This window comes from Acinetobacter sp. YH12140, from assembly GCF_013418475.1.
In the GTDB taxonomy this organism is placed as follows: domain Bacteria; phylum Pseudomonadota; class Gammaproteobacteria; order Pseudomonadales; family Moraxellaceae; genus Acinetobacter; species Acinetobacter amyesii.
This window is the reverse complement of the sequence record NZ_VPBZ01000008.1, coordinates 104,846-122,997: the sequence shown is the minus strand read 5'-3', so window position 1 is coordinate 122,997 and position 18,152 is coordinate 104,846. Positions and strand designations below refer to the sequence as shown.

The following is an 18,152-nucleotide window of genomic DNA, read 5'->3' as shown; positions in this document are numbered from 1 at the left end:
CACCATATTAAAAATACATGAAATCCTGAGTTAAAAACTCAGGATTCTTTGCCAATAAATGAGACCCAATTCACTGATATTTCAGATAATATTGACTTAATATTTATTGTAAGTTTCCCTAAATAAATATATGTTATTCACCTATAGAATATATTTTTTTTGATAAAAAATTTGGGGAATGGGAATGGCTTTCGAACGCACAACATCACAGGTACTTTATGATGATGGAAAGCATAAATGTATTAGCTTTACCAGCTTGGTAAAAGGCGAGGGCGTACAGGCGAACCAGTTCCTGATTTTGGATAATGAGCGCGCAGCGGTGCTCGATCCGGGTGGTGACTTGACCTATGTCCCACTGACTATGGAACTGAATAAATATACCCGTTTGACCAATCTTGACTATGTGATGGCCTCGCATCAGGACCCAGACATTATTACCTCGATGCCGCGTTGGTTGGTTTATACTGACGCCAAAGTGGTAGCATCTAAGCTGTGGGCGCGTTTCTTACCGCATTTAAACTCTGCATTTATGAGTGACCGCATGAAAGGCAATTGGTTGGATCGTTTGATCGAACTGCCAGATCATGGTCAGGTGATTCCATTAGGCAACAGCCATTTGGTGGCTGTTCCTGCACACTTCCTACATTCGGTTGGTAACTTCCAATTTTATGACCCGATTGCCAAAATTTTATTCTCAGGGGATATGGGCGCATCTATGGTGGACGACGCCTCTAAACCTTTAGAAAATTTTGCCGCTCATATTCCTAAAATGAAAGGCTTCCATCAGCGCTATATGTGTTCGAACAAAGTGATCCGTCTGTGGGTCAACATGGTACGGACGATGGATGTGGAAATGATCGTACCGCAGCACGGGACGCCATTTATTGGTAAAGAACAGATCAATCAATTCTTAGATTGGATCGAAACCTTACAATGTGGTGTCGATTTAATGGATGAGACAGTTTTTACTTGCCCAGTATAATGACTTGAAAATTTCAAAAAATAATTGAGTTTCCAGATAACATTTTTTAATATTTTTCGTCCATAAAATAAGCTTTTAGATGACGAGAATAGATAAAAATGTTGTCTCAAATACCGACTCAGGATGCATGTTTAATCTGTGGAGCATGTTGTGCTCACTATCGCGTTTCTTTTTATTGGGCAGAAGGGCTAAATATGCCTGAACATTATACGGAACCTGTGACATCGGTGTATTCATGTATGGTGGGTACGAATCAGGCAAATCCACGTTGTATTGCTTTGGGTGGAGAAGTAGGCAAACAGGTGAGTTGTAACATGTATGAGGCACGTAGTTCATCTTGTAAAGAAGTTCAAATCGCCGATGAGCAATGTAATAAAGCACGCATCGCGCATCAAATGATTCCATTGATCAGTATTCCACTGCATGACGCTGAAAATGACGAAGATTTCGATCAAGTCAGTTAAGGCTTTATTTCCAGAATAAATTTATTGAAATCTAAGAGGTAGAATCTCCGGATTCTGCCTGTATTGCACTGGATGCTGACCAACCCCCAGAGTATTCTTGCTGAAAACAACATATTCGATGGTTAATATTGAAAACTCCGTAAAGAATTGCCGCAATTAAAATGAAAATTGAACGGAAATTTGTATATAATGGCTCACGGAAATTACCAGCGAGACTGTTATGTTGACCATCGTTCAAGAAGCCCTAACCTTTGATGATGTCTTATTACTCCCTGCCTATTCTACTGTTCTCCCAAAAGATGTCTCTCTTAAGACACGTTTCACACGTGGCATCAATTTGAATATTCCACTTGTTTCTGCTGCAATGGATACTGTGACTGAATCACGTATGGCGATTGCAATGGCGCAAAACGGTGGTATCGGTATCCTGCATAAAAACATGGATATTGCTGCACAAGCTGCAGAAGTTCGCCGCGTGAAAAAATTTGAAGCAGGTATGGTGAAAGACCCAATTACCGTTACACCAGAAACGACTGTACGTGAGCTGATTGCTTTAACTCAAGCAAATAACATCAGCGGTGTACCAGTGGTGAAAGACGGTCAAGTGGTGGGTATTGTTACTGGTCGTGACACTCGTTTTGAAACCAATCTTGAGCAACCTGTTAGTAACATCATGACAGGTCATGATCGTTTGGTGACTGTTCGTGAAAACGAATCAAAAGAAAACATCCAAGCATTACTTCAAAAGCACCGTATTGAAAAAGTCCTTGTTGTAAATGACAACAACGAACTGAAAGGTTTAATCACGGTTACTGATTTCCGTAAAGCTGAAAACTATCCAAACAGTTGCAAAGATGATTTAGGTCGTTTACGCGTTGGTGCTGCAGTTGGTACAGGTGCAGAAACACCAAGCCGTGTAGAAGCATTGGTGGAAGCGGGTGTTGATGCGATTGTTGTTGATACAGCACATGGTCACTCTGCAGGTGTAATTGAACGTGTACGTTGGGTAAAAGCCAACTATCCACAAGTTCAAGTGATTGGCGGTAACATCGCGACTGGTGATGCAGCACTTGCATTATTAGATGCTGGCGCAGATGCAGTGAAAGTGGGTATTGGCCCAGGTTCAATCTGTACTACACGTATTGTGGCTGGTATTGGTATGCCGCAAATCTCTGCGATTGACAGCGTTGCCAATGCACTAAAAGATCAAATTCCATTGATTGCAGACGGTGGTATCCGTTTCTCTGGTGATATGGCAAAAGCGATTGGTGCAGGCGCGAGTACCATCATGGTAGGTTCATTAATGGCTGGTACAGAAGAAGCACCGGGCGAAGTTGAATTCTTCCAAGGTCGTTACTACAAAGCGTATCGTGGTATGGGTTCATTGGGTGCGATGGCAGGTGCAACAGGTTCTGCTGACCGTTATTTCCAAGACTCAAAAGCCGGCGCTGAAAAACTTGTACCAGAAGGTATTGAAGGTCGCGTACCGTACAAAGGTCCAATGGGTAACATCGTTCATCAAATGATGGGTGGTTTACGTTCATCTATGGGGTATACCGGTTCTGCGGTGATCGATGACTTACGTAAAAATGCACAGTTTGTCAAAATTACTGCGGCAGGTATGTCTGAATCTCACGTACATGACGTGACTATTACTAAAGAAGCACCAAACTACCGTGTTGGTTGATATTTAGTAGCTTTTAGCCGAAAAGGCCGTCATTAATATGACGGCCTTTTTGTTTTTGGTGTAAAGTATTTGCAGTAAAAAGTGATGATTAAGATCACCATTAAGAAGTGAGTACAACATGAGTTATTTTGGTACAGATGGCATTCGTGGCAAATTCGGTGAATTGCCTATTACCCCTGAATTTGCATTAAAACTAGGATTTGCCGCAGGTAAAGTATTAAAACAATACAGTAAAAAAGCAAAGCCCATCGTTGTACTAGGTAAAGATACCCGATTATCGGGCTATATTTTAGAGTCAGCATTACAAGCCGGTTTAAACGCAGCAGGTGTTTATGTTCATTTGTTGGGTCCATTACCTACACCCGCAATTGCCCATTTAACCCGTGCATTACATGCCAGCTTAGGCATCGTGATCTCGGCGTCGCATAACCCTTATTTTGATAATGGCATTAAGTTCTTCTCGAGCGAAGGTAAAAAATTGCCGGATGAAATTCAAGAAGCCATAAACAAAGAACTTGAAAATGACTTGGTGATCGAAGACTCTGCAAACTTAGGTAAAAGTCTGCGTGTAAAAGATGCCAATGGTCGTTATATCGAGTTTTGTAAATCAACCTTCCCGTACCATTTTGACCTGACAGGCTTAAAAATTGTGGTGGACTGTGCCAATGGTGCAGCCTATAGCGTCGGTCCGTCGGTATATCGTGAACTGGGTGCAAAAGTGATTGCGCTGTTTAACGAACCGGATGGTTTAAACATCAATAAAGACTGTGGTTCGACGCATCCTGAGTTTTTACAAAAAGCAGTGGTTGAACATCAGGCGGATTTAGGAATTGCCTTTGACGGTGATGCTGACCGCGTGATTATGGTCGATAAAAACGGTCAGCAAATTACTGGTGACCATATTCTTTATATTTTAGCCACTCAAGCGAGTCAAAAACCTGCGGGTATCGTGGGTACGGTAATGAGCAATATGGCGCTTGAAATTGCTTTAGATCAAGCCAAAGTGCCATTACTGCGTGCCAAAGTCGGTGACCGCTATGTTTTACAAGGTCTCGAAGAAAAGGGTTGGGTAACGGGCGGTGAACCATCAGGTCATATCTTGACTTTGGACAAGAGCACCACAGGTGATGCGATCATTGCTTCACTTCAGGTGTTAACTGTGATGGTTGAGCAAGGTAAAGCTTTGCATGAATTGGTGGACGGTTTTGAGTTATTACCTAACGTCTTGGTGAATGTTCGCTTGGCTGCGATGTTTGATCCCTACGCCGTACCTGCACTGGTGAGCGAGTTTGAAAAAGCTGAAGCTCAGCTTAAAGGACGTGGTCGCATCTTGATTCGTAAATCAGGCACAGAGCCGGTCATTCGAGTCATGGTTGAAGGTAATGACCTTGAAGAAGTCACAGCGTTAGCAAATCATTTGGCTGAGGCTGTTCGTGCCAATGCAGCTTAAATCAAGAGGGGAAATTGCATGAATGATGTGATTAAGGACTTAAGTGAACTGCGTTTAACTTATCAAAAAGGTGAGTTGCATGAAGATCAGGTGAACCGTGATCCACATGAGCAGTTTTTATTATGGTTTAATCATGCCTTAGAAGCACAATTGCATGAACCCTATGCTATGTCTTTGGCGACGGCAAATGCCCAAGGTCGTCCGCACGTGCGGACGGTCTTGTTGCGCGGTGCGACCCATGCAGGTTATGACTTCTACACCAACTATGACAGTCAAAAAGGCAATGATCTGCTCGATAATCCTTATGCAGAATTATTGTTTTATTGGCAAGAGCAGGAACGTCAAATTCGGGTCAGTGGTCGTGTGGAAAAGATATCTCTCGAAGAATCGACAGATTATTACCATAAGCGACCGCGTGATAGCCAAATTGCAGCGCACGTTAGTACTCCACAAAGTGGTGTTATCGCTAGTCGTGAAGAATTACAACAGCGTTTCCAAAATTTACATGATCAAGTGGAAAGCAAAGACGTATTGGCGAAACCTGAGTTTTGGGGTGGCTATCGTTTAGTTCCGGATTATTATGAATTTTGGCAAGGCCGTCCGAATCGTTTACATGACCGCTTGAGTTATGAACAACAGGATGGTCAATGGGTTCTACAGCGACTGATGCCATAAATGTCTAAACTTTTAATTCAACAAAGACCCTATTTGACGCGCCCTGAAGATATTCAGGGCGTTGCGCCGTTTATTGCGGACTTATTGGCACGTCGCGGGGTTTCTTCCGCACAAGAACTGGAATTGAAGCTCAAGCATTTACATGCCCCGACCTTAAAAGGCATGCAGCAAGCTATAGAGTTGATCGACCAAGCCATTGATGCACATAAAAAAATTGTCATTGTAGGCGACTATGATGCCGACGGTGCGACCAGTACTGCATTGATGGTCCTGGCACTGCGTGACATGGGCGCGGATGTGGAATATCTGGTTCCAGATCGTTTTAAGTATGGTTATGGCCTGACACCTGCCATTGCCGATTTGGCCTTCGTGAGCTTTACTCCAGATGTGCTGATTACGGTCGATAATGGTATTTCGAGCCATGCTGGTGTAGCGCAGGCACAGGCGCATGGTATGCAGGTGATCATTACCGACCATCACCTGACCACAAAGGAAACACCACAAGCAGAAGCAGTGGTAAACCCCAATCAGTTGGGATGTGAGTTTCCAAGTAAAGCCTTGGCTGGTGTTGGTGTCGCATTTTATGTGTTGGCAAATTTGGCCAGTATGCGCAAAAAAAATGCTAAATCCACAGCCAATCTCAGCCAATATTTGGACTTGGTGGCCTTAGGCACTTATGCCGATGTTGCAAGTCTAGATCTGAATAATCGAATTTTGATCGATGCTGGTTTGAAGCGGATACAGCAAGGATTATGTCGTCCAGGGATCAGTGCATTATTGGATATTGCCGGTCGTGATCCTGCACAGTTAAAAGCACAGGACTTGGGCTTTGTGGTCGGCCCACGACTCAATGCAGCTGGGCGTATGGAGACTATGGATATTGGGATTGAGTGTCTGATTGCGGCAGATTTAAGTACGGCTTATCCGATTGCGCAGCAGTTGAATCAACTCAATATTGAAAGACGCCAAGTCGAAGGGCAGATTAAACAGGAAGCTCTGGCTGAGTTAGAACATATTCAGCTTGATCAGGATAATCTACCTGCAGCCTTGATCATGTTTGAACAGCATTGGCATCAAGGGGTGATTGGGATTGTTGCAGGGCGTTTGAAAGAACAATTTCATAGACCTGCAATCGTCTTTGCCGCAGATGAGGATGGCGTACATATTAAAGGCTCTGCGCGTTCTATCGAAGGTATTCATATTCGAGACAGTATTGAGCGTATTGCTGAATTACATCCGCATTTAGTGAGTCATTTTGGTGGACATGCTGCCGCAGCAGGACTAACCATTCAAAAGCAGCATTTTTCTGAATTTAAAACCGCTTTTGAAGCACTCATCGCTGAGCAAGATGAAAGTTTATTTCAGGCGACTATTTGGACAGATGGTGAATTGCCTGATTCGGCCATTAATGTCGAAACCGTCGATCTTTTGCAAAATTTAAGTCCATGGGGACAAAAATTTCCTGCACCGGTCTATGAAGGCCTATTTAAAGTTTTAGATTATCGTTGGTTGAAAGATGTGCATCTGAAATTAAAACTTGCTTTAGATAATGGCTTAATGGTGGACGCAATTGCATTTAATGCGGCAGAAAAATATGAGTTTAATCCAATGCAAGATCAAATACGCTTGGTCTACGAACTCGATAAAAATGAATTTAGAGGAAATGTCAGTGTTCAATTGAGAGTTCTACACTTGGCTCAATAAATTCTATTTTTACAGGCAAATAAAAAAACCGCTCAGAAGAGCGGTTTTTTTATGGTTTTGACTTCAATGGATTAGAAGCGGTATTTCGCTGCTACACCAAATGAATTGTAGTCATTGTTGCCAACTTCACCGAAACCAACACGACCTTCAAGGCTTACTTGTTGGTTAAAGAATTTACGTGCATTGATCCCAACTTCGTTACGATCAGTGACATCGTTGTTGTAGTAGTCAGCACCAACACTGAATGTTTTGTCAATGAAGTAATCCGCTGCTAGATTGAATTCATCTAGATCACCGAATGCTGCACCCGCTTCAAGGTTGATGTCTTTACCATTGCTTAAAGTTGTTACGTATTTAGCACGTAAAGTTGGATCTACGCCGTCATCATCATCGTTATCCCAACCTTTCACACCAACTGCAACTAAGAAGCCTGGTGCTGGAAGATAACCGACTTCAGCGCCATAGGTTGTTAAGTCGTTGTCTAGGTCATCATTGTCTTTTAAGTCGTGACCGTTCACGTTACCACTTAAATAGAAATCTGAATTTGGTACGAAGTACTCAGCACCAACACCGTATTTGTGTGCTTCAGCGTCACCAATTTCATCATATTGATATTGTGCGCTTACGTTACTTGCGCGGTCTAAGAATGCAGCTTCTGCAAGAGGAGCGTTACGAGTTTGAACAGGGTTGAAGTAATAAGTACCGTTTACACCAAATTCACTGCCAGAGCTTCCATTATCTGGGTCGATGTAACCAGCTGAAGCGCCCACTTCTGCTTGATAAGCATGAGCTGTACCTGTAATAGCAAGTGCAGAAAGAAGTGCTGAAGCAATTGCGAGTTTTTTCATGGAAACTACCCCTCTAAATTGTTTGGCTAAATTTAATACATTTTTTGTTACAAGTTTTAGTCTAGAGAATTTTTAAAGATGGTCAATCGCTGCAAAGTTGCAGAACTGTGTATTCGGTAATTTTATGTAATTTTAATTATTTAAAATATTGAAAAATATATAATTATTATTAATGTTTTGTTTTATTAAAACTGTGTAGATATTATGAATTTGTAGATTATTTGGTCAACAACTGGACTTTTTTTAAAGTAAATATTACATCGAAAAGAAAAAAGCACCTCAAATTTGAGGTGCTTTTTTAATGCACATTCCTAATTCAAACGAAATTAGAAACGTAAAGTTGCATTGATGTTGAACGCTTGAACGTCATCACCAAAACCAACTTGACCACCGATTGCTAGGTTCGGGTTAAGGAAGTATTTTGAACGGATAGCGAAGTAATCCGTGTCTTCATCACCATCATCTTCGATGTTGTAAGATGCACCAATGCTAAAAGCTTGGTCGAAGTAGTAGTCTGCACCAATCGTTGCAGAATCAACGTCGCCAAAAGCGCCATCTGCCTCTAGGTTGATGTATTGACCATTGTTCAAAGGCGCAACATATTTTGCTTTAACAGCAAAACGGTTGTCTTCGTCTTCATCATTGTCGCCTTGATAGCCATCAATACCAACAGCAAGTAAAAGGTTAGAGACAGGTAAATAACCTACTAATGCGCGGTATGTTGTTGAATCATAGTCCTCGCTTGCTGAAATGCCAGCAACTTTTACTTCAGCTTTTTCTTCTTTGTAGCCTAATTCACCATTAAAGTAGAATTGTTCAAAGAAGTATTCAGCACCTAATGAAATATGGTGGCTGTCATATTCTGCTTTGCCTGCAAGCGGACCTGAAACAGGAAAATAATCTGATACATCAACTGTTTTTGTATCTAAATATTGATAGCTATATTTAGCATAAATATTGCTGTTATGGCCTAAAAATGCAGCTTCGTTTAATGGGCCATTTTTAGGGTTTACTGAGTCTAAATATAACGTGCCTTGTAAGTTGAACAATCCGTTTGAATCTACGATGTCATTGTCCCAATCTGTATAAGTAAAACCGCCATCAACTTGACCATCATAAGCAAAAGTTGATGAAGTGATAACAGCTAACCCTAGTGCAAGTAATGTCTTTTTCATAAAACCCTCGAAACATTATTGTTGTAAAAAAAATGTAATAAATAGTAATGCGAGCGTATTGTTCATATTATGTACATTAAAGTCAATGATTTGGATGATCAATCTGGCTGAAACTGTGCAAATGCTCTGTGATATAATAGGCGGCTATTTAAGCCAAATTTTTTGATTGAGAGTAATTCACGTGGAAATTAATCCGTATCTATTACAGCTAAAAGACTTAAACGACCGTGGTCAAACATTACGGGGGTATCTTTGACTACGATCTGAAAAAAGAGCGTTTAGAAGAGGTTCTACGTGAGCTGGAAGACCCAGCAATTTGGAATGATCAAAGCCGTGCGCAAGCAATGGCAAAAGAAAAAGGTGAACTCGAAAACGTCATTAACGTGCTCGAAGGGCTTTCAACTCAACTAGAAGATGCCCAAGCGATGTTGGATCTTGCGGTTGAAGCAGAAGAAGAAAGCTTACTTGCGGATGTGCAAGCAGAGTTAACTTCAGCGGAAGCAGAACTTGCGAAATTAGAATTCCGTCGTATGTTCAGTAATCCGATGGACCCGAACCCATGCTATGTCGAAATCCAAGCAGGTTCTGGTGGTACTGAAGCACAGGATTGGGCATCCATGTTACTGCGTATGTATCTACGTTGGATTGAACGTCATGGCTTTAAAGCAGAAGTGATGGAAGAGTCTGATGGTGATGTGGCAGGGATCAAGTCTGCAACCATCCGTGTAGAAGGTGAGTATGCATATGGTTGGTTACGTACAGAATCTGGTGTACATCGTTTAGTCCGTAAGTCACCTTTTGACTCGGGTAACCGTCGTCATACTTCATTCTCAGCGGTTTTTGTATCGCCTGAAATTGATGACAATATTGAAATTGAAATCAATCCAGCTGATGTACGCACTGATACCTATCGTGCATCTGGTGCGGGTGGTCAGCACATTAACAAAACAGACTCTGCGGTACGTTTAACTCACGCTCCAACAGGGATTGTGGTGGCTTGTCAGAACCAACGTTCACAGCACGCCAACCGTGACCATGCATGGAAACAGCTACGTGCAAAATTGTACGAACTTGAAATGCAAAAACGTAATGATGCGGCACAAGCGTTGGAAGATACCAAGTCAGATATCGGTTGGGGCAGCCAAATTCGCTCATACGTTTTAGATGACTCGCGTATTAAAGACTTACGTACCAGTGTGGAAAGTTCAAACACCGGCGCAGTACTTGATGGTGATTTAGATAAGTTTATTGAAGCTAGCCTCAAACAAGGTTTGTAATTTAAATTTATATAGAAAACAAAGTTCTATCTGTTCTTGATCAATATATCTAAAAAAATCGATATAAAAATCGAAAAAATACGATATAGTGTATTCAAGATGCTGAATAGAACTTTGTTGTCCAAATTTTTATTTAATTAAACCCGTTTAAATTATGGATATTGATTTAATTTTTAAAGCACTTGCCAATCCGACTCGACGTCAAATCTTGGAATGGTTGAAAACACCTGAACAGTTTTTGTCAGAAGAACAATGTGGCGGCTTTAATCGTGGTGTATGCGCTGGCAATATCGAAAAACTCGGTAATGTTTCGCAGTCTACGATGTCTAATCATTTGTCTGTGTTACAACAGGCGGGCTTAATTCAAGCCGAGAAATATGGTCAATGGTCGTATTTTTCACGCAATGAAGAACTCATTCAGCAATATATTGATTATCTGCAGAACTCACTTTAAATCATTTTTCGCATTTGAAGTGTCAGGCGAGACATATATGGCTGAACTTAATACTCCTCTCATTTTGGGTGATTTACACCTCAAAAATCGCGTTGTAATGGCGCCACTAACCCGTAGTCGTGCAACCATTGACCGTGTTCCAACGCCGATGATGGCTGAATATTATGCACAGCGTGCAAGTGCTGGATTAATCATTTCAGAAGCAACAGTCATTTCAGAAGCAGCTAATGGCTATTTGCAGACGCCGGGTTTATTTACCGATGCTCAAGTTCAGGGCTGGAAATTGGTGACCCAAGCCGTACATGAACAGCAAGGTTTAATTGTGGCACAATTGTGGCATGTCGGACGTGTCTCACATCCCGATCTTTTGAATGGTGATACACCAGTTTCTGCCAGTGCGGTACAACAGGCGGGTTATGTCAGTCTGCTTCGCCCAAAACGCGAATATGTCGTGCCACGTCCATTAGAGATTGCAGAAATCAAAAGCATTGTAGAACAATACAAACAGTCTGCAATTAAAGCCAAAGAAGCGGGGTTTGATGGTGTGGAATTGCATGCGGCCAATGGTTATTTGATCGATCAATTCCTACAAAGCAAAACCAACCTACGTGAAGATGAGTATGGTGGTTCTGTCGAAAACCGCGCACGTTTATTGCTTGAAGTGGTGGATGCGCTGATTGAAGTGTGGGGGGCAGGTCGTGTAGGTGTGCATCTTGCACCGCGTGGTGATGAACACGACATGGGCGATCATGATCCACGTGAAACCTTTGGCTATGCTTTAGAGCAGTTGGGGCAGAGGAAGATTGCATTTTTCTTTACCCGTGAATATCTAGCGGATGACAGTATCAGTGATTATCTGAAACAGCGCTCAAATGGTGTGCCATATATTGCCAATATGCGTTTAAGCCGTGAAGATGCTGTAGATTTATTGGCCTCAGGTAAAGCCGATGCGGTGTCTTTTGGTAAAGCTTATATTGCCAATCCAGATTTGTTTGAACGTTTGCTAGCGAATGCTGCATTGAATGAATTGCAGTTGGAAAACATGATTGGAACAGATGTTGCCGAAGGCTATATTGATTATCCAAGCATGAAAAATAAATTTGGTTCAGGTCGTTCAACCTATTAATCGACACTTGAATACGCATTATCCATTAACATGTGGATAATGCTCTGATATATTCTGCCGATTCAAACCGTTTTTGAGCGTAATAATTTGACTACTCCTTTTTGGTATAACGCAGCTTTGGCGCTGATTAAGCCGCTATATCAATGGCGCATCAAAAAACGTGCTGAAGATCTCCAACTATATCAGCAAGAGTGTCTTGAGCGCTTTGGGCCATTTCAGCCGGTTAAAAACCGCAATGCAATTTGGTTTCATGTAGTTTCCGTCGGAGAAACCAACGCTGCACAGCCGCTGATTGAACATTATCTCAAAGCAGGTCATCCGGTCTTAGTCACCAATACCACCAAAACCGGACAAGCGCGTGCGAAACAATTATTTTTAAAAGCACCGTATGAATCACTGTTTCAGGCCGTGTATTTGCCGGCAGATCAAAAAAAATTAGTCCGTCGTTTTATCGAAAAATATCAACCGAAAATGTTGGCTCTGGTCGAAACTGAACTCTGGCCAAATTTGATGATTGAAGCCGATCAGGCCAACGTTCCGTGTTTATTGATTAATGCCAGATTATCTGAAAAATCTGCGAAGGGTTATGGCAAAGTCCCGAGTTTGACGCAGCCGATGCTAAAGAGTTTGAAACAATTATTGGCGCAAGATCAGGCAACTTTAGCGCGATTTATTGAGTTGGGTGCAAACCCGCATACCAGTCAGGTCGTGGGAAGTATCAAATTTGATATTCATGCGCCCGATAGCTTTGTGCAACAAGCAGCGCAGTTACGAAAAGATTGGGCTTTGCAAGGGCGTAAAATCATCACCATTGCCAGTACGCATGCACCCGAAGAACAAAAACTGCTCGCGGCACTGCAGCCGATTTTGCAACAACAGCCTGAGGTGTTATGTATCGTCGTACCACGTCATCCTGAACGCTTTGATGACGTTTTTGTAGAAGCGCAAAAACTAAATTTAAATACCCAGCGCCGCAGCCTTAATCAAACCATTTTGCCTGATACACAAGTGTATTTAGCAGATAGTATGGGTGAATTATGGCTTTGGCTGGCACTGAGTCAGGCGTGCTTTGTCGGCGGGTCTTTAAATGAACCTGGTGGTGGGCATAATATTTTGGAGCCCATTACGTTACATGTCCCGACAGTATTAGGTCAGCATTATTTTAATTTTCAAACCATTGTGGATGAATTTGTAGCGGCCCATGCGGTTGTGGTTGTGCGGGATTTCGAGCAGGCGGCCAGTGCATTGGTTGACATCATTCAAAATACTGCGAAAGCTCAGGCTTTAAATGATGCAGCTCAGCTGATTATGCAAAAGAATACTGGGTCGCTGCAAAAGCATATTCAGGTGATTGATCAGTACCTTTGATTTTTCAACTATGATTTAAATTGGTTGATGCTTCAAATAGATGAATGAATAGGCTTGGCGGAGCCTTACATCTAAGGTTTGAAGAAAGGGCTTAGCCTTCGGCTGGAGGTACTCTTACGAAACGTTGTTTCTCATTCGGTAAAATGAGATGCTAAGCTTCGCATGGAAGCCATCTTGCGGTGCAATGCAGCTCACGACAAAACGCGTCGAATTTTTATGTCTAACAAATAATCGCTGAAACTCGAGTGATTCTATTGAGTGTTGCCTTGAATCGTTGTGGATGACGTTTTCGTGTATCCAATTGAGCTGGGTAAGAGAATTTTTTATGAACATCGTCCTGCTTGACCCACGTCAAACTGAATCTGAGCTATGGAGTATCAGTGCCAAACGCCAAATTGAGCATTTAAAAAACCATGTGAATATACAGGTGGGCGATACACTCAAAGTCGGTATTCGGGAAGGAAAACGCTATTTAACCCAAATCGTCAGTATGGCGGATCACTGCATTCAACTTAAAGCTTTACAAGAAGAAGAAGTACCTGCAAAGCATCCGGTGACTTTAATTGTGGCGATGCCTCGTCCGAAAGTGTTACGCCGTCTGATCATGGATGCCGTCACTTTAGGTGTAGAAAAAATCATTTTGCTGCACAGTTATCGCGTGGATAAAAGCTATTGGCAGACACCATTTTTACAGCAGCTCGATCACTATGTGACGTTGGGTTTGGAGCAGGCAGGTGACACCATTGCGCCCAAAATTGAATTGTATAAACGCTTTAAACCCTTTGTAGAGGATGTTTTACCGAGCATGATCTCCTCGGACTATCCGGCTTATGTGGCGCATCCTTATGTCGAAGATGTGATGCCTACAGGGATTCAACATGGATGTACGATCATCATTGGACCTGAAGGTGGATTTATCCCTTATGAGGTCGATTTGCTCATAAAAAACGGTTGCCAAGCAGTCAGCTTAGGCAACCGAATTATCCGGACAGAAACTGTGATTCCGTACGTTTTAGGGCGATTATTTAGCTGTTGACGCTTCTGTCTCAGCTTGATCACCACGGTAAACTTTCACTTCCTGTACAGGGTAAGGAATTGAAATACCATTTTGATTGAATGCTTGGATAACGTGTTCTTGCACTTCACTGATCGAGTTCGCAGTGGTGGTTTCTGTGGTATCTACCCACCAACGGACATTCAGATTGACTGAGAAATCAGCCAAAGCATTCACGTTTACGGTAAACGCAGGTTGGCTCAAGATGGTTGGGTCTTTGTCCAAAATAGCCAAAACAATATTTTTAGCTTTTTGAATGTCATCTTCATAACCAATACCCACCACAAATTCACAACGACGACGCTGATAAGCGGTATTCACCGTTACCGCACTGGTGTAAACCGTCGCGTTTGGAATCACGATACGACGACCATCTGGAGAACGTAGGAAGGTTGCACGGATCTGAATATCTTCAACCGTACCTTCCATGCCTGACACAATAATGTCGTCACCGATTTTGAATGGTTCACCGAGGAGAATCAAAATACCCGACAGTAAGTTCTGGAAAATATCTTTAAACGCGAAACCGATTGCGACCGAACCAATCCCCAATGCACTCATGAGCTGACCCGGTGTGAAACCTGGGATCGCAATGACCATTGCAATTAGGAAACCGAAGAACATAATGGCTGAGCTACCGACACGGTTCAGGACCAAAACTAGATTTTGTTTTGAGTAAGAACGGTCAGTGAGCGCTTTACGAACAAAGAATCTAAAGAGTTTAGACAGTAGATAGAAGATCGTAAAAACAATTAATGCGATACAAATATATGGCAGGCGTTCCCAAAATCCATCGACAAATTTATCGATCGTTGAGTATGCGTCATTATATTTAGAGGTATGTTCCAGCACGGTTTGTGCGGTTTTTTCTGTTGCCTCTTGCAAAAGTTGAGTCGTGCCTTGAGTGACATCACTCAGGGCATTTTCTTTTTCAGCCACGAGTTTTCCAAATGTTCCGGTTTTTCGCTATTTTGCCTGAAATTAGTGGCGAAAATAACCCTCATTTACAGGCTTGCGAACAGATGTATCAAAATTCAGACAGGCTCAGATTCGGTCAGTGGCTTAGAAATATTCAGTACCTTGTTGAATGATTTCTGTCGGCGATTCAATTTCACCGCTACCCATCATATACGAGGTGATGCTACCTGTAGCCAAGAGCGACAAGACACTGATTAAAATCATCAACCATGCCAGAATTTTTTCCCAAACGGCAGCAGGGCGTGGCGCGCCGTATTGATTTACGGTCGGTGTGCCTGAGGCCAATAATAAATACAGGATAAAGAATAGATTGATCACGGGGATAAATAAAAGCAGTAGCAACCAACCGGCTTTATTGAGGTCATGCAGTCGACGGACGACAAAGACACAATAGAAATAGATATAGAGAATAATAATTGCCAAATAGGCGAGGCCAGATACCCCGGTGAATATGCCAACAAATTGCTCATTTAACGCCATGGTATTGATGTTAAAAATACCCACGGCAAGGCTTAAAGCGATTATGGCAAAAAAGCTGATGATATTGAGAAAGCCATACCAACCAATCATGCTCAGTCGACCAAAACGTCCATCAGGTTTCAGGGGATTATCCGATGTAGTGGTCGTCTGACGGGAAAAGAAAGAAGAGTCATTGGTGTTCATGATCGGATCAACTCAACGTATATGAAAGAATGAAAAAGCGGAGTGCTGAGTAAAATTACCTTTGCAGTATAGGTTTAATTGAACTGGTCAGATACTGAATTAAAACATGTTTTTGTTGAAATTTTGCTTATAGATGTGCTTTAAATAGGAAAGAATAATACGACCAAAGCATGATTGCTGCGATTAAAAATTAATCGTCATACTGCTGTGATGCAGGAATTATAAAAGTAGAAATGTGGCATGGCATCTCGTGATGAGATGAATCAGATCAAGGAAAATACAATATGAAAGAGATCTATCCAGTACCTGAAAGTTTCAAAAAAACCGCACGCATCAACGAGTCGGAGTACTTTGAGCGTTATCAAAAATCGATTGAACAACCAGATGAGTTTTGGGCGGAGCAAGCGCAAAAGATCGATTGGATCAAACCGTTTACCCAAGTTAAAAATACAAATTTTAAGCAAGATGATTTTAAGATCGAGTGGTTTGCTGATGGTGAACTGAATGTCAGTGCCAACTGTCTCGATCGACATTTAAAAGAACATCCACATAAACCGGCCATTATTTGGGAAGGTGATCATCCTTCACGGCATAAAATCATTTCTTTTGAAGAACTGCATGATGAAACCTGCCGTTTTGCCAATGTGCTGAAAAAACATGGCGTGGGCAAAGGCGACCGTGTGGTGTTGTATATGCCAATGGTGCCCGAAGCGGCAATTGCGATGTTGGCCTGTACCCGAATTGGTGCAGTACATTGCGTGGTTTTTGGCGGGTTCTCACCAGACTCATTGGCAAGTCGTATCGATGACAGTCAGGCGAAAGTCGTGATTACTGCGGATTGTGGGATGCGTGGTGGCAAGCCCATTCCACTCAAAGAAAATGTCGATCTTGCACTCGACATCGAAGGGACATCTTCGGTTCAAAATGTCATTGTGGTACACCGTACAGGTAACCCGATCGAAATGAAAGCAGATCGTGACCTGTGGTATCACATGGAAATCATGTCGGTCAATGATATTTGTCCACCTGAACCTATGAATGCCGAGGACCCGCTGTTTATTTTGTATACATCAGGTTCAACTGGAAAACCGAAAGGTGTATTGCATACCACAGGCGGCTATTTAACCTATGTGAATTGTACTTTCCGTGAAGTTTTTGACTTAAAACAAGATGATGTGTTTTGGTGTACTGCCGATGTTGGTTGGATTACGGGACACTCTTATGTGTTGTATGGGCCATTGTCGAATGGCACCACGACCGTGATGTTTGAAGGGGTGCCGCAATATCCAAGTTGGGCACGTACGGGACATATTGTTGATAAACACAACGTCACTATTTTATATACGGCACCGACTGCAATTCGCGCCATGATGCGAGAAGGGGATGCCTTTGTCCGAGAAAGTGACCGCAGTAGTCTGCGTTTACTAGGTTCGGTGGGTGAACCGATTAACCCAGAGGCATGGAATTGGTACTACACCGTGGTAGGTGAAAGCCGCTGCCCAGTGGTGGATACATGGTGGCAAACAGAGACGGGTGGTTTCATGATTACGCCATTGCCGGGAGCAACCGATTTAAAACCGGGTTCAGCGACGCGTCCATTCTTTGGTGTACAACCTGCGATTGTCGATGCTGAAGGCAATGAGCTTGAAGGCGCTGTAGAAGGTAACTTGGTGATTAAGGATTCTTGGCCGGGACAAATGCGAACCATTTGGGGTGATCCTGAGCGCTTTATTGAGGCCTATTTCTCCACTTATCCGGGGACGTATTTTACAGGTGATGGCGCACGTCGTGACGAGTCTGGCTACTATTGGATTACAGGTCGTGTGGATGACGTCTTGAACGTTTCAGGGCATCGATTGGGAACGGCTGAAATTGAAAGTGCGCTGGTTGCACATGATGCTGTGGCAGAGTCTGCGGTGGTGGGTATGCCACATGATATTAAAGGACAGGGGATTTGCGCCTTTGTCACCCTACAAGCAGGGACAGCTGAGACGGATGAGTTACGTCAGGAACTGGTGGCTTGGGTACGCAAAATCCTTGGACCAGTGGCAACGCCAGATGCATTGCATTGGGCGCCGGCCTTACCGAAAACCCGTTCTGGTAAAATCATGCGCCGTATTTTAAGAAAAATTGCGGCTAATGAGTTGGACTCTTTAGGTGATACCTCGACCTTGGCAGAACCTCAAGTGGTTGAACATTTGATTGCTACGGTTTATCCGAAGTCATAAAAACCATTTGAGCGTGAGT

16 protein-coding genes are annotated in these 18,152 nt (G+C 42.7%); 12 read left to right on the top strand and 4 right to left on the bottom strand.

The features are described from left to right. Positions 1-184 precede the first annotated feature (184 nt). From FTU75_RS13050 to recJ, 6 genes are all read left to right on the top strand, one after another. Positions 185-982 carry an MBL fold metallo-hydrolase gene (locus tag FTU75_RS13050; RefSeq protein ID WP_078190564.1) on the top strand — a complete coding sequence of 266 codons (798 nt, stop codon included), beginning with the start codon at positions 185-187 and terminating at the stop codon, positions 980-982. A gap of 98 nt (positions 983-1,080) precedes the next feature. Further along, complete coding sequence (locus FTU75_RS13045) at positions 1,081-1,446, top strand: YkgJ family cysteine cluster protein (RefSeq protein WP_180116145.1); 366 nt, start codon at positions 1,081-1,083, stop codon at positions 1,444-1,446. 220 nt (positions 1,447-1,666) lie between these two features. Beyond that, positions 1,667-3,133: an IMP dehydrogenase gene (guaB, locus tag FTU75_RS13040; RefSeq protein ID WP_078190562.1), complete on the top strand. Its 1,467-nt coding sequence runs from the start codon at positions 1,667-1,669 to the stop codon at positions 3,131-3,133. Positions 3,134-3,251: 118 nt separating this feature from the next. Further along, entirely contained in the window at positions 3,252-4,583 is a 1,332-nt protein-coding gene (gene glmM, locus FTU75_RS13035; RefSeq protein ID WP_180116144.1) for a phosphoglucosamine mutase, read from the top strand. 18 nt (positions 4,584-4,601) lie between these two features. Beyond that, positions 4,602-5,258 (top strand): pyridoxamine 5'-phosphate oxidase, encoded by a 657-nt coding sequence (gene pdxH, locus FTU75_RS13030; protein WP_180116143.1) that lies wholly within the window; start codon positions 4,602-4,604, stop codon positions 5,256-5,258. Then, the gene (gene recJ / locus FTU75_RS13025) at positions 5,259-6,962 is read left to right on the top strand and encodes a single-stranded-DNA-specific exonuclease RecJ (RefSeq protein WP_180022754.1); all 1,704 of its coding nucleotides are present in this window, start codon (positions 5,259-5,261) and stop codon (positions 6,960-6,962) included. A 71-nt stretch (positions 6,963-7,033) separates the two neighbouring features. On the opposite strand, the gene FTU75_RS13020 is transcribed toward recJ, so the two are convergent. Both FTU75_RS13020 and FTU75_RS13015 read right to left on the bottom strand, forming a co-directional pair. Then, the gene (locus FTU75_RS13020) at positions 7,034-7,810 is read right to left on the bottom strand and encodes a putative porin (RefSeq protein WP_180035434.1); all 777 of its coding nucleotides are present in this window, start codon (positions 7,808-7,810) and stop codon (positions 7,034-7,036) included. 326 nt (positions 7,811-8,136) lie between these two features. Next, positions 8,137-8,985 carry a putative porin gene (locus FTU75_RS13015; RefSeq protein ID WP_180116142.1) on the bottom strand — a complete coding sequence of 283 codons (849 nt, stop codon included), beginning with the start codon at positions 8,983-8,985 and terminating at the stop codon, positions 8,137-8,139. A 181-nt stretch (positions 8,986-9,166) separates the two neighbouring features. On the opposite strand from FTU75_RS13015, the gene prfB reads away from it, so the two are divergent. From prfB to FTU75_RS12990, 5 genes are all read left to right on the top strand, one after another. Further along, a protein-coding gene (prfB, locus tag FTU75_RS13010) for a peptide chain release factor 2 (protein WP_111884474.1) occupies positions 9,167-10,262 on the top strand; the annotation gives its coding sequence in 2 pieces (ribosomal slippage) (positions 9,167-9,238 and positions 9,240-10,262; 1,095 coding nt in all). Between the two features lie 154 nt (positions 10,263-10,416). Further along, positions 10,417-10,716, top strand: coding sequence for a helix-turn-helix transcriptional regulator (locus FTU75_RS13005; RefSeq protein ID WP_078190555.1), 300 nt, complete (start codon positions 10,417-10,419; stop codon positions 10,714-10,716). Positions 10,717-10,753: 37 nt separating this feature from the next. After that, the gene (locus tag FTU75_RS13000; RefSeq protein ID WP_111884475.1) at positions 10,754-11,842 is read left to right on the top strand and encodes an alkene reductase; all 1,089 of its coding nucleotides are present in this window, start codon (positions 10,754-10,756) and stop codon (positions 11,840-11,842) included. An 87-nt stretch (positions 11,843-11,929) separates the two neighbouring features. Next, the gene (locus FTU75_RS12995) at positions 11,930-13,210 is read left to right on the top strand and encodes a 3-deoxy-D-manno-octulosonic acid transferase (RefSeq protein ID WP_180116141.1); all 1,281 of its coding nucleotides are present in this window, start codon (positions 11,930-11,932) and stop codon (positions 13,208-13,210) included. Positions 13,211-13,535: 325 nt separating this feature from the next. Next, on the top strand, positions 13,536-14,246 hold the full coding sequence (locus FTU75_RS12990) for a 16S rRNA (uracil(1498)-N(3))-methyltransferase (RefSeq protein WP_180116140.1): 711 nt from the start codon (positions 13,536-13,538) through the stop codon (positions 14,244-14,246). Here the strand turns inward: FTU75_RS12990 and FTU75_RS12985 are convergent. Together FTU75_RS12985 and FTU75_RS12980 are read right to left on the bottom strand one after the other, a co-directional pair. Continuing rightward, entirely contained in the window at positions 14,232-15,203 is a 972-nt protein-coding gene (locus FTU75_RS12985; protein WP_078193200.1) for a mechanosensitive ion channel family protein, read from the bottom strand. The two genes, FTU75_RS12990 and FTU75_RS12985, sit on opposite strands and share 15 nt — an antisense overlap. A gap of 123 nt (positions 15,204-15,326) precedes the next feature. Continuing rightward, positions 15,327-15,905 (bottom strand): DUF805 domain-containing protein, encoded by a 579-nt coding sequence (locus FTU75_RS12980; RefSeq protein WP_078193199.1) that lies wholly within the window; start codon positions 15,903-15,905, stop codon positions 15,327-15,329. A 284-nt stretch (positions 15,906-16,189) separates the two neighbouring features. On the opposite strand from FTU75_RS12980, the gene acs reads away from it, so the two are divergent. Further along, a complete protein-coding gene (gene acs / locus FTU75_RS12975) occupies positions 16,190-18,133 on the top strand; it encodes an acetate--CoA ligase (protein ID WP_111884479.1) in 1,944 nt (647 codons plus the stop codon). The last annotated feature ends 19 nt before the right edge of the window (positions 18,134-18,152 follow it).

What these genes read in the sequence shown, in the direction of transcription:
- recJ (WP_180022754.1), top strand. Translation starts at nt 5,259, where the DNA reads ATGTCTAAACTTTTAATTCAACAAAGACCCTATTTGACGCGCCCTGAA.
- acs (WP_111884479.1), top strand. Translation starts at nt 16,190, where the DNA reads ATGAAAGAGATCTATCCAGTACCTGAAAGTTTCAAAAAAACCGCACGC.
- FTU75_RS13020 (WP_180035434.1), bottom strand. Translation starts at nt 7,810, where the DNA reads ATGAAAAAACTCGCAATTGCTTCAGCACTTCTTTCTGCACTTGCTATT.
- FTU75_RS12980 (WP_078193199.1), bottom strand. Translation starts at nt 15,905, where the DNA reads ATGAACACCAATGACTCTTCTTTCTTTTCCCGTCAGACGACCACTACA.
- FTU75_RS13050 (WP_078190564.1), top strand. Translation starts at nt 185, where the DNA reads ATGGCTTTCGAACGCACAACATCACAGGTACTTTATGATGATGGAAAG.
- glmM (WP_180116144.1), top strand. Translation starts at nt 3,252, where the DNA reads ATGAGTTATTTTGGTACAGATGGCATTCGTGGCAAATTCGGTGAATTG.
- FTU75_RS12990 (WP_180116140.1), top strand. Translation starts at nt 13,536, where the DNA reads ATGAACATCGTCCTGCTTGACCCACGTCAAACTGAATCTGAGCTATGG.
- FTU75_RS13015 (WP_180116142.1), bottom strand. Translation starts at nt 8,985, where the DNA reads ATGAAAAAGACATTACTTGCACTAGGGTTAGCTGTTATCACTTCATCA.
- FTU75_RS13045 (WP_180116145.1), top strand. Translation starts at nt 1,081, where the DNA reads ATGTTGTCTCAAATACCGACTCAGGATGCATGTTTAATCTGTGGAGCA.
- guaB (WP_078190562.1), top strand. Translation starts at nt 1,667, where the DNA reads ATGTTGACCATCGTTCAAGAAGCCCTAACCTTTGATGATGTCTTATTA.
- pdxH (WP_180116143.1), top strand. Translation starts at nt 4,602, where the DNA reads ATGAATGATGTGATTAAGGACTTAAGTGAACTGCGTTTAACTTATCAA.
- FTU75_RS13000 (WP_111884475.1), top strand. Translation starts at nt 10,754, where the DNA reads ATGGCTGAACTTAATACTCCTCTCATTTTGGGTGATTTACACCTCAAA.
- FTU75_RS13005 (WP_078190555.1), top strand. Translation starts at nt 10,417, where the DNA reads ATGGATATTGATTTAATTTTTAAAGCACTTGCCAATCCGACTCGACGT.